This window comes from Microbacterium flavum, assembly GCF_018717645.1.
Lineage (GTDB): Bacteria > Actinomycetota > Actinomycetes > Actinomycetales > Microbacteriaceae > Microbacterium > Microbacterium flavum.
This window is the reverse complement of the sequence record NZ_JAFLHG010000001.1, coordinates 129,975-142,029: the sequence shown is the minus strand read 5'-3', so window position 1 is coordinate 142,029 and position 12,055 is coordinate 129,975. Positions and strand designations below refer to the sequence as shown.

The 12,055-nt window shown below is 72.7% G+C and carries 8 protein-coding genes; 5 read left to right on the top strand and 3 right to left on the bottom strand.

Going from position 1 to position 12,055, the window contains the following annotated elements; translation table 11 throughout:
• The 4 genes from araA to J0P97_RS00685 all read left to right on the top strand — a co-directional run bounded on the left by araA (position 1) and on the right by J0P97_RS00685 (position 7,326).
• Positions 1–1,503 carry an L-arabinose isomerase gene (gene araA, locus J0P97_RS00700; protein WP_215485853.1) on the top strand — a complete coding sequence of 501 codons (1,503 nt, stop codon included), beginning with the start codon at positions 1–3 and terminating at the stop codon, positions 1,501–1,503.
• A gap of 51 nt (positions 1,504–1,554) precedes the next feature.
• Entirely contained in the window at positions 1,555–3,030 is a 1,476-nt protein-coding gene (locus J0P97_RS00695) for an MFS transporter (RefSeq protein ID WP_215485852.1), read from the top strand.
• Positions 3,031–3,133: 103 nt separating this feature from the next.
• Positions 3,134–4,333, top strand: coding sequence for an exonuclease SbcCD subunit D (locus J0P97_RS00690; protein WP_215485851.1), 1,200 nt, complete (start codon positions 3,134–3,136; stop codon positions 4,331–4,333).
• Positions 4,330–7,326, top strand: a complete 2,997-nt coding sequence (locus J0P97_RS00685) for an AAA family ATPase (protein WP_215485850.1) — start codon at positions 4,330–4,332, stop codon at positions 7,324–7,326. Before J0P97_RS00690 ends, J0P97_RS00685 begins: the two co-directional genes overlap by 4 nt.
• A 54-nt stretch (positions 7,327–7,380) precedes the next feature.
• Here J0P97_RS00685 and J0P97_RS00680 read toward each other — a convergent pair whose 3' ends face one another.
• Together J0P97_RS00680 and J0P97_RS00675 are read right to left on the bottom strand one after the other, a co-directional pair.
• Positions 7,381–8,436: an FUSC family protein gene (locus J0P97_RS00680; RefSeq protein ID WP_215485849.1), complete on the bottom strand. Its 1,056-nt coding sequence runs from the start codon at positions 8,434–8,436 to the stop codon at positions 7,381–7,383.
• A 125-nt stretch (positions 8,437–8,561) separates the two neighbouring features.
• Positions 8,562–9,116, bottom strand: coding sequence for a nucleosidase (locus tag J0P97_RS00675; protein WP_215485848.1), 555 nt, complete (start codon positions 9,114–9,116; stop codon positions 8,562–8,564).
• 115 nt (positions 9,117–9,231) lie between these two features.
• Here J0P97_RS00675 and J0P97_RS00670 point away from each other — a divergent pair, with 115 nt between their 5' ends.
• Positions 9,232–9,822, top strand: a complete 591-nt coding sequence (locus tag J0P97_RS00670; protein WP_215485847.1) for a hypothetical protein — start codon at positions 9,232–9,234, stop codon at positions 9,820–9,822.
• 63 nt (positions 9,823–9,885) lie between these two features.
• Here J0P97_RS00670 and J0P97_RS00665 read toward each other — a convergent pair whose 3' ends face one another.
• Entirely contained in the window at positions 9,886–12,036 is a 2,151-nt protein-coding gene (locus J0P97_RS00665; protein ID WP_215485846.1) for an NAD(+) synthase, read from the bottom strand.
• Between the last annotated feature and the right edge of the window lie 19 nt (positions 12,037–12,055).

The window sequence follows — 12,055 nt, the reverse complement described above, 5'->3', positions numbered from 1 at the left end:
ATGACCCTCTTCACCACCCTCGAGACCTACACCATCTGGTTCGTCACCGGCAGCCAGGGGCTCTACGGCGAGGAGACCCTCCGCCAGGTCGCCGCGCAGTCCCAGCAGGTCGCCGCGGGGCTCGCGGGCCTGCCCGTGCGCGTCGAGTGGAAGCCCGTGCTGACCGATTCCGACAGCATCCGCCGGCTGGCCCTCGACGCCAACAGTGACGACAGCGTCATCGGCATCGTCGCGTGGATGCACACCTTCAGCCCCGCCAAGATGTGGATCGCGGGCCTTGATGCGCTGCGCAAGCCCCTGCTGCACCTGCACACGCAGGCGAACGTCGAACTCCCGTGGGAGGACATCGACTTCGACTTCATGAACCTCAACCAGGCCGCCCACGGCGACCGCGAGTTCGGGTACATCCAGACGCGGCTCGGCGTGCCGCGCAAGACCGTCGTCGGTCACGTCTCGAACCCGGCAGTCCTCGAGCAGGTCGAGCACTGGCAGCGCGCCGCCGCCGGATGGCAGGCCGCGCGCACCCTGAAGCTCGCGCGGTTCGGCGACAACATGCGCTACGTCGCGGTGACCGAGGGCGACAAGACCGAGGCGGAGCTGCGCTTCGGCGTGCAGGTGAACACGTGGGGTGTGAACGAGCTCGCGGATGCCGTGGCCGCGGCATCCGACGCCGACGTCGACGCGCTGGTGCAGACCTACCTCGCCGAGTACGACGTCGCCGCAGAGCTGCTGCCGGGCGCTGCGCGCCACCAGTCCCTGCGGGACGGTGCCGCCATCGAGGTCGGGCTGCGCTCGTTCCTCGAGGCGGGCGGCTTCGGCGCCTTCACGACCTCGTTCGAGGACCTCGGCGCGCTCACGCAGCTGCCCGGGCTCGCCGTCCAGCGCCTCATGGCTGAGGGCTACGGCTTCGGCGCGGAGGGCGACTGGAAGACGGCGATCCTCGTGCGCGTCGCGAACGTCATGGGCGCGGGCCTCCCCGGCGGGGCAAGCCTCATGGAGGACTACACCTACGACCTCGCTCCCGGCGACGAGAAGATCCTCGGCGCGCACATGCTCGAGGTCTCGCCCTCGCTCACCTCGCAGAAGCCGCGCCTGGAGATCCACACGCTCGGGATCGGCGGCAAGGACGACCCGGTCCGTCTGGTGTTCACGGCCGACCCCGGCCCCGCCCTGGTCGTCGCGATGAGTGACATGCGCGACCGCTTCCGCCTGGTCGCGAACGTCGTCGAGAACGTCGAGGCGCCCGATCTGCCCAAGCTGCCGGTCGGCCGCGCCATCTGGCGGCCCGCGCCGGACTTCGCGACGAGCGCCGCCTGCTGGCTGACCGCCGGCGCCGCCCACCACACCGTGATGACGACCGCGGTCGGCATCGACGTGTTCCGCGACTTCGCCGACATCGCCGGCACGGAGCTGCTCGTCATCGACGAGGACACCACCGTCCGCGGATTCCAGAAGGAGCTGCGCTGGAACCAGGCGTACTACCGCCTCGCACAGGGGCTCTGAGACACGCGGGGTCTCGCCCGCGGCGGCCGCGACGGGAATACCCTGGGAGGGATGACTTCTCCGGCGACTTCCAGCATCCCGCTCGCCCCGAGGCAGCGCTGGCGCGCCTTCTGGGTCTGCGTCTCGGTCGCCGCGCTGACGATCCTCGACCTCAGCAAGGTCAACGTCGCACTGCCCTCCATCGAGCAGGCGCTCGGGGCGCAGTCCACCGAGCTGCAGATCGTCGTCTCGGGCTACGTCCTGCTCTTCGGGCTCGCGCTCGTGCCCTTCGGGAGGCTCGGCGACCAGCGCTCGCGCAAGCAGCTGTTCGTCATCGGACTGAGCCTCTTCACCGTCACCTCGATCATCTGCGCTCTCGCTCCCACGACGGAGATCCTCCTGGCCGGGCGCCTCGTGCAGGGGCTCGCCGCGGGCATCCAGATGCCGCAGGTCATCGGCACGATCCAGCAGCTGTTCACCGGGAAGGAGCGCGGACGCGCCTTCGGGCTGTTCGGGGCGACGATCGGCATCGCGACCGCGTTCGGTCCGACGCTCGGCGGACTGATGATCGCCCTCGGCGGTCCGCAGGACGGGTGGCGCTTCATCTTCTGGATCAACGTGCCGCTGTGCCTCGCCGTGCTCGCCGGCGTCATCTGGCTGCTCCCGCGGACTCGTGAGCCGAGCGCGTCCCGGCTCGAACTGGACCCCACCGGCCTGCTCCTGTTCGCGATCACCGTCGTGACCCTCATGTGGCCGTTCCTGTTCACCACCGGCTCGCCCGACGACGATCCGCGGCGCTGGTGGACTCTCGCCCTGTTCGCCGTGTTCGCGGTGGCGTTCTTCCGGTGGGAGCACCGCTACGCGGCATCCGGCCGGGCGCCGCTCATTCCGCTCGGGCTCTTCAGCATCGCCTCCTACCGGAACGGCACGCTGATCGCCGCGACGTACTTCACCGCGATCCCGGCGATGTTCCTGCTGACGACACTGTTCCTGCAGCTCGGGGTCGGGCTCGAACCTGTCTTCGCGGGGATGGTGTCGATCGGCTTCGCCCTCGCGAGCGCGGTCAGCGCGTGGTACGGCGGCAACCTCGTCGGCCGGCTGGGACGTCCGCTCGTCGTGTGGGGGCTCGGGACGGTCCTCGTCTCGGTCGTCGTTCTCGCCGTCGTCGCGTACACCGTGCCGGTCGAGGTCGTCGCCTACGCCATGGCCGGCGTCATGCTCGTCGCCGGCATCGGCGCGGGCCTCGTCGTCGCTCCGAACCAGACGCTGACCCTCGCCGAGATCCCGACCCGCTCGGGCGGGCTCGCCGGCTCCGTCGGGCAGCTCGGTCAGCGCATCGGCACCGCGATCGGCACCGCCGTCGCGCTGTCGCTCTTCTACTCCGCGATCTACCGCGATCAGGACGCCGGCAGCCACGGGATCGACGTGTTCCACGACGCGTACGCCTTCGGAATGGCCGCGGTCGGAGGGTTCGTGCTCCTCGCCTTCGGCCTCGGCGTGTTCGACCTCGCCGCCCGTCGGCGGACCAGGAAGACCGACGCAGGCTGACGTCGCGGCGCGACCGCGGCGCAGCGCATCCCGAGACGGGTCAGGACGGCGTGCGGCGGCGGGCCGCCCGGGCGATGTCCGCGGCTCCGCATAGCGTGGAAGCATGAAGATCCTGCACACCTCCGACTGGCACATCGGGCGGACCTTCCACGGCCACTCCACGCTCGACGCGCTCCGGGGTGTGCTCGACGTCCTCGTCGCCCAGGTGCGCGAGGAAGGGGTCGACCTCGTGATCGTCGCGGGTGACGTCTTCGACTCGGCGACGCCCGCCGCCGCCTGCTACGGACTGCTCTCCGACACGCTCGCGGCCCTCGCCGACACCGGCGCGCAGGTCGTCGTGACGAGCGGGAACCACGATTCGGCGGCCCGTCTCGGGTTCCAGGCGCGCCTTCTGCGCAGCGGCATCCACGTCCTCACCGATCCTGCCGCCGTGGGCACACCCATCACTCTGCACGATGCCCATGGTCCGGTGCAGGTGTACGGCATCCCGTACCTCGAGCCCGCGCTCCTGCGCCACGAGTGGCCGGGAGTGCGCTCGCAGGCGGGGGCGCTCGCCCACGCGATGGATCTCGTCCGCGCCGACGCCGCGACACGGCGCGCGCAGGACGGCGCGTCGCGCGGGATCGCGATCGCGCACTGCTTCGCTGCCGGCGTCGAGCCGACACCGCACCTCGAGCGCGACATCCAGCAGGGCGGTCTGGACGTCGTGCCCCTGTCGACGTTCGACGGCATGGACTACGTCGCCCTCGGCCACATCCACGGACGCCAGCAGCTCTCCGAGCAGGTCCGCTACGCCGGCGCGCCCCTGCACTACAGCTTCGGCGAGGGAGCGAAACCCCGTGGATCCTGGCTGGTCGACCTGGACGCCGAGGGCTTCGCCGGGGCCGCGTGGCTTCCCCTGCCCGTCCCGCGAGCGCTGCAGAGCCTCCGCGGCGCCTTCGATGACATCCTGCACAGTCCCGACCATCGGGGCGCCGAGGATGCGTGGGTCTCGGTCGAGTACACCGATGCGCTGCCCGAGCCCGATGCGCTGCGCCGGCTGCAGGAGCGCTTCCCGCACTGCGCGAGCGTCGTGCACACGCCGCCCCGGAGCGCGTCGGACGACGCGCGCACGTACGTGCAGCGAGTGCGCGCGGCGCGCAGCGATGCGGACCTCGTCGAGGCGTTCCTCGTCCACGTGCGCGCGGGGGAGGGCGCCACTGAGCCCGAGGCGGAGCTCGTCCACGCCGTCCTGGAGGAGCGCGTGCGCGCGGAGCGCGACGACGCGGCGCGCGCGGAGCGGCCGGTGCGGGTGTCCGCATGAAGCTGCACCTGCTCGAACTCACCGGCTTCGGCCCGTTCCGCCAGACGCAGCGCGTGGACTTCGACGCCTTCGACCGCGACGGGGTCTTCCTCATCTCCGGGCGGACGGGCGCCGGCAAGTCGAGCATCCTCGACGGGGTGAGCTTCGCGCTGTACGGCACGGTGCCGCGCTACGAGGGCGGCGAGCGACGCCTTCGCAGCGATCACAGCGTGCCCGGAGATCCGAGCGAGGTACGCCTCACGTTCACCGTGGGCGATACGCGCTGGCGCGTCACCCGGGCTCCCGAATACGACCGTCCCGCGAAGCGCGGCGGCGGGCTGACCACCGAGCCCGCACGAGCCGAGCTCGAGGAGTTCACGGGTGGTGCGTGGGTGGGGCGTGCGGCGGGCCCCCGTGACGTCGGCCTGGCCCTCGGTGAGGCGCTCGGGCTCGGCGCGCAGCAGTTCCAGCAGGTCATCCTGCTCGCGCAGAACAAGTTCTCCCGGTTCCTCCTCGCCCCGGGCGAGGAGCGGCAGACGCTCCTGCGCACCCTCTTCGGCACCCGCCGCTTCGAGCAGTACCGCGACGACCTCGACCAGCGCCGCCGCGACGCGCAGAAGCGCCTCGACACCGCCGCCGAACACGCGCGCACGCTTCTCGAGCTCGCCGAGTCCCTCGTCGCCGATGAGGCCCCCGGAGAGGGCGCGTCCGGGTCCGAGAACGCGGCCGGCGACCTCGCCGCGCGGCGTGACGCGATCCTGGCGGCGGTCGGGCGGGCCGAGTACCGCGTCGAGCAGGCCGCGACCGCGCGAGAACGCGCCGAGGAGGAGAGCCGCCGCGCCGTCGCCGACCACGCCGCCCTCGCCGAGCGGGCGCGGCTTCTGCGCGAGCGAACGGCCGCACGGGAACGGCTCGCCCAGCTCGAGGCGCGCGCCCCGCACATCGCCGACCAGCGCCGCGTCCTCGACGGGGCGCGCGCCGCCGAGGGTCTCCGAGCCTCCCTCGATGCCGTCGACCGCACGAGCGCGGATCTCGCCTCAGCCGACGCGGAGAACGCCCGTGCCCTCACCGCGTGGACGGAGGCAGGGGGCGGCCCGGGCGATGACCTCGCGACCCGCGTCGACGAGATCACGACCGACCTCGGTCGGTGGACGGATGCCGCTGCCCACGAGCGCGCGCTCGGGGGGCTCCGTGCACGGTTCGCTGAGGGCGCGGCCGCGGCCTCCGCGACGGAGGACCTCATCGGGGCGCTCGCCGAGCGCGTGGCCGACATCCCGCTCCGCCGCGCCGATCTGGGTGCGCGGCTCACCGACGTGCGCGCCGTCGCGGCGCGGCTCGAGGGACTCCGCGCGGATGCCGCGCGACTCGAGGCTCAGCGAGATGCGGCGCGACTCGCCGCGCGACTCGCCCCCGCTGCCGCCGACGCGGAGCGGACGTATCTGGCGGCCAGCGCCGCCGCCGCAGCTGCCGGCGCCGCGGTCACGGACCTGCTGCAGCGCCGCCTCGCCGGTTTCGCCGGTGAGCTCGCCGCCGCCCTCCGGGACGGCGAGCCGTGCGCGGTCTGCGGTTCGCCGGCTCATCCGCACCCCGCCGCGCCCGGGCCGGACGCGGTCACCGAGGACGATCTCGCCCACGCCGAGCAGGCCCGGGACGCCGCCGACGCGGTCGCCGGCGAGGCGGCGGCGACCGCGCGTCGGTCGCGGGATCTGCTGGCGGCCGCGCGCGCGGATGCCGCGGGGGCGGACGTCGAGGAGCTCGAACCGCTGCTCGACGCCGCGCGCACGGCCCTCGCCGCGGCGGAGGAGGCCGCGCGGCTCGCCGACCGGCTCGCCCGTGAAGCGGACGACCTCGACGAGGCCGCTGCGGACGCGCAGGCCGCGCACACCGCGGCGCTGGCGCGCCGCCTCACCGAGCGTGAGGGTCAGGCCGCACTCGGAGCGGAGGTCGCACGCGCGGAAGCCTCCGTCGCCGACGCACGCGGCGATCATGCCTCCGTCGCCGACCGCATCGCCGCCGGAGAGGCGCTGCGCAGCGCGGGCCGCGCCGTCATCGCAGCCCGCGCGGCTGTGGACGAGCGAGGTCGGGCAGCGACCGCGGCATCCGCCGACCTCGACGCGAGGCTCGGAGCGAGCCCGTTCGGGGGCATGGATGAGGCCCGTGCCGCGGTGCGATCGGCCCCGGAGCTCGCCGCGCTCGAGGACGAGATCGCGACCTACGCCGCCGACCTGGCGGCGACGCGGGAGCGCCTCCTCGAGCTGGAGCTCGCCGCCGTCGGCGCGGACGTCACCGCTGATGAGCTGCGCGCCGCGCAGGCGCGCGTGGATTCCGCCGACGAGCTGCGTGCCGCCGCGATCGGGGCGGAGCGCGACGCGCAGAACGCGGCGCGCCGGCTGCGCGATCTGTCCGAGCAGAGCGACGCGGCCTACGCCGGTGTCGCCGAGACGGCCGCCGCGACGCGCGCCGTCACCCGCCTCGCCGACACCGTCGCCGGACGTGCGCCCAACACCATGAAGATGGACCTGGAGACCTTCGTGCTGGCCGCGGAGCTCGAAGAGATCGTCGCCGCGGCGAACGTACGGCTGGGCGAGATGTCCGCGGGTCGGTACACGCTGCACCACACCGACGCGCGCGCCGCACGCGGGCGAGCCTCCGGCCTCGGCATCGAGGTGCTCGACGCGCACACCGGCCGATCCCGCTCGCCCCAGTCGCTCTCCGGCGGCGAGACCTTCCTCGCCTCCCTCGCGCTCGCCCTCGGACTCGGCGAAGTCGTCACGGCGCGGGCGGGCGGCATCCGCCTCGACACGCTGTTCGTCGACGAGGGCTTCGGGTCGCTCGACCCGGAGACCCTCGATCTCGCGATGCGCACCCTCGATGAGCTGCGCGTGGGCGGGCGGACGGTCGGCGTGATCAGCCACGTCGAGGCGATGAAGGAGCAGCTGCCCGCCCAGGTGGTCGTCGAGGCGACCGCGCAGGGCCCGAGCGTCATCCGGCAGGAGACGTCGGCCCTGGCCTGAGGCGGGCGTGCGGCCGGGGCTGCCCCTGTGGACGGACACGGGCGCCGAGGGCCGTCAGTCCTGTGGGGCGAGGGCGTCGTGGATGCGGCGCAGGTCGACCATGAGCGAGCCGATCAGCACCCAATGGCGCGGCGGCGCCGCATGGACTTCGAGCGGTCGGGTGAGCGCCGGGGGCTCGGGCGCCCGTCCGGCCCCGGCATCATCCGCCGCGCCGTCCACGTGAACGCCGTCGCCGATCCCGGCATCGCTCAGGCGCAGGTCGTGTGCCGCGCGGTGGAGCTGCTCCGCGATCGCGACGACCTCGGCATCCGCTGAGATGGTCGCGTCGTAGTCGTCCACGAAGGCCCGCGTCATCCCGGCCACCTGCGTCACGATCGCCGACAGGCGCGCGACATGTTCTTCGAACGCGTCGACGTCCGCCCGCGCTCGGCGCGCCCGCGGGTTCAATGCGAGCGAATCGCGGGCGTCGGCGATGACCTGCTCGGCGGAGGACACGGAACCGCGGACAGCGCGCGCCTGCGCGAGCAGCAGGGGGAGCGCGTCGCCGTCCTGAGGGCGTACAAGGGCATCCCCCAGCCGATCCAGTGCGTCCGCGGCATCCGCGGTCAGCGCCGCGACGCGGGCACGCGCGGGCCCGAGGGCCAGCGGCGGGACGAACGCGATGTTGACGAGCAGGCCGATCGCCGCCCCCAGCAGCGTCTCCAGGATCCGGTCGGCGGCGTAGCCGGGCGTCGCCGTCCCGAGGGCGAGGACGAGCATCGCGCTGATCGCCACCTGGTTCGCCGTCCCGGGCGTGGCGCGCAGGGCCCATGACAGCAGCAGCGCGCAGGCGATCGCGAGCGCGATCGCCCAGAACCCGCCGCCGAGGAGGAGGCCGATCGCCGACGCCACGACGACGCCCGCGACGACACCCACCGTGCGTTCGATGCCGCGGCCGAACGACTGGTTGATGCTCGGCTGCACCGTCAGGAGGGCCGCGATCGCGGCGAACACGGGCGGCGGCCCGGGGATCAGCCAGCCCGCCACCAGCCAGGCGCACAAGGTCGCTGCGGCGGACTTCGCGACCTGCAGCAGGGGCGAGCGCCGCGGGGCGCGCAGCGACCAGTTCATGCCCTCACGTTACGCACCTCGCCCGGCCTGCCGCGCCCGCGTCGCGCGCGAGCCGCCGGCCCGCCTCCCCCGATGGATCGTCGGACCGACGCTGCGCCTGTGTCTCCGGCACCTGCGTGTTGCGCTCAGACGCCCCAGCGGGAGCGGACCTCGTCGCGCAGCACGACGCTGCATCCCGCGACCGCCGCATCCCAGTCGGTCATCGCATCGTCCTGCGCGTTGTCGGAGACGGCCTTGAGGACCGTGATCGGGATGCCGAAACGCTGCGCCACCCAGATGTAGGCGTAGGTCTCCATATCCACCAGGGTCGCGCCGAGCGCGCGGATGACGGCTACCGCCTCCGCCCCGTCGACGAAGTGATCACCGGTCGCGATGGCCGCCGTTCCTCCGCCGGTCTCCACGCGGGCGGGGAGCGAGATGTGCTGGCCCGCGACCCCGTCGAGGTCGATGACGTCGTGCTGGATCGCCGCCGAGATCTCGTGGACCCCGCGGATCTCCGGGTCCAGTGAGCCCGCCGTGCCCACGACGACGATCTCGTCGATCCCCCCGGCATCCAGGCGCCGCGTCAGGGCGTAGGTCGCGTTCAGCTTGCCGATCCCGGTCACGAGGCGTTCGAAGCCTTCGGGATCGACGTCGAAGGCGACGAGTTCCGAGTCCAGGGCGGCGACGAGGAGTTTCACCCTGCCAGTCTCGCATGGGTTGTTTTTCCCCTCCCCAGAGGCACCGCGCGGCGGCTGCGTGCGCAAAGATGGGTCATCGGGCAGCGTTTCCCGCCGACTCGACGATCGGAGCGACATGGCTTTGCAGACGGTTCCTCTCACCGCCCCGGCCGGGGTCAGTGCACGCCTGGGCTGGGATCCCGGGACGAGTGTGCACGACCGGCGTCGGATCATCGCCAAGGAGCTGATCGCGGCGAAGCTCGGCTGCGAGCCGACCGACGTGCGCATCGAGCGCGAGGCGCCGCGCGGCTTCGGCTACCACACGCGCCTCATCGCCTCCCGCGACGGCCAGGAGCTCCCCATCGCGATCGTGACGGCGAGCTTCCGCGCCGCGACCGTCGTCGCCATCTGCGACCCTGGCCTCCCGCTCGGCATCGATATCCGCGACTCGCACCCCGAGCCCGCCGATCTCCGCCTCATGCGCAAGCACTCGCACCTGCTCGATGAGAACGATCTCGATGATCTCCTCCACCACTGGACGAACGTGCAGGCCGTGATCGAAGCCGATGGACGCGGCGTGCGCATGGCGCCCGAGCGCGTGCGGCTGGACTCCTCGCGCGAGCACGGCTGGTTCCGCGACCGCAACATGCGCTACCAGCTCGTGGACGCCTCCCGCGATAGCTGGATCATCACGATCGCCGTCGGCATCCTTCCGCAGGCCGTCTGACCCGCGAACTTCCGCCGCGGTGTCCCGCGCGGCGCGGTGGCGGCACGCGCGTGACGCAGGGGATCAGCGCGCGGCGTCTCCGACGGCCGCGTCGAGTTCGGCGAGCCACGCCTCGGCGTTGCCGTCGGACGGCGCGCGCCAGTCGCCCCTCGGCGAGAGCGAGCCTGCGGGCAGGACCTTCGGGCCGTTCGGGATCGCGGTCCGCTTGAACTGAGCGAACCCGAAGTACCGCTTCAGGAAGACCCGCAGCCAGCGCACGATCGTCTCGCGGTCGTAGGAGTAGCGGTCCTCAGCGGGGAACCCGGGCGGCCACGCACCCGCGAGGGCGTCCGCCCAGGTCTGCTCGGCGAGGAAGGCGATCTTCGACGGCCGCAGCCCGTAGCGGAGCACGTGGAACAGCGCGAAGTCGTGGAGCGCGTAGGGGCCGATCGTGTCCTCGGTGGACTGCACCCTGCCGTCTTGTCCGGCGGGGACGAGCTCCGGGCTGATCTCGGTGTCGAGGACCGACTGCAGGACCTCCTTGGCATCCTGCGTCAGCGTCCCGGCCCCGGATGCCGCGGCCCCGGTTCCTGAGCCCGTCGGGGCCACGGTCCCTGAGCCCGCCGCGGCCACGGTCCCTGAGCCTGTCGAAGGGTCGTCGGAGTGGGCGATGACCCAGCGGATGAGGTGCTGGATGAGCGTCTTCGGCACACCCGCGTTGACCGCGTAGTGACTCATCTGGTCGCCGACGCCGTAGGTCGCCCAGCCGAGCGCGAGTTCGGAGAGGTCGGAGGTCCCGACGACGAACCCGCCGTTCTGGTTCGCCAGGCGGAACAGGAAGTCCGTGCGCGCGCCCGCCTGGACGTTCTCGAACGTCACGTCGTAGACGGGCTCGCCGCTTGCGAAGGGGTGGTCGATGCCCTTGAGCAGTTCGGTCGCCATGGGGCGGATGTCGATCGTGGAGGTCGTGGCACCGATCGCCTCGGCGAGGGCGATGGCGTTCGACTTGGTGTGATCGCTCGTCGCGAATCCCGGCATCGTGTACGCGAGGATGTCGCTGCGCGGGCGTCCCATGCGGTCCATCGCGCGGGCGACGACGAGGAGCGCGTGGGTCGAGTCGAGCCCGCCGGAGACGCCGATGACCGGCTTCGGAGCGCCGATCGCGCGCATCCGCTGCTCGAGCCCGGACACCTGGATGTTGAAGGCTTCGTAGCAGTCCTGGTCGAGCCGCGCGGCGTCGTCGGGGACGAACGGGAAGCGGTCGAGCGGACGTCGCAGGCTCGTGGTGTCGGAGGGCGCATCGACGGTGAACGGGATGGTCCGGACGGCCGGCGCGTCCTGCACGCGGTTGTCGTCGAAGGTGCCCTGGCGGAGGCGATCCTGCCGCAGTCGGTCGAGGTCGATGTCCGCGACCGCCGTGCGCGGACCGTCGGGGAAGCGCTCGGTGGAGGCGAGGAGGGCGCCGGACTCGTAGATCATCGTCTGCCCGTCCCACGACACGTCGTTCGTCGATTCGCCCTGGCCCGCCGCGGCATAGACATAGGCGGCGTTGCAGCGGAAGGACTGCGACTTCGCGAGGAGATGGCGATCCTCTGCGCGCGCGACGGTGATGGGACTCCCGGAGAGGTTCAGGAGGACGGTCGCCCCGGCGAGGGCGGCGTGCGAGGAAGGAGGGACCGGCACCCACATGTCCTCGCACACCTCCGCGTGGACGACGAGGCCGGGGAGGTCGGTTGCCGTGAAGAGCAGATCGGGCCCGACGGGAACCTCGGCATCCCCGATCATGGCGCTGCGCGGGGCATCGGCGCCGCTCGCGTACCATCGCGCCTCGTAGAACTCGCGATACGTCGGCAGATACGTCTTTGGGGCGATCCCCAGGACGGCCCCGCGGTGGATCACGACGGCGCAGTTGTACAGACGACCGCCGAGCAGGAGGGGGGCGCCGACGACGAGGAGCGGACGCAGATCCGCCGTCGTGCGCGCGACCTCCGCGATCGCGGCGCGCGCGGCGTCGAGGACGACGTCCTGCATGACGAGGTCGTCGATCGCATACCCCGTGAGGCACAGCTCGGGGAAGACGGCCACCGCCACGCCCGCGTCGTGCGCCTCGCGGGCGGAGGCCGCCACGGCCGCGGCGTTGCGCGCCGGGTCGGCGATGGCGACCGGGATCGTGCAGGCGGCGACGCGCGCGAAGCCGTGGCGGTAGACGCTCTCGAACGGTAGCTGCTCGCTCACGCCCCCAGTCTGGCACTTC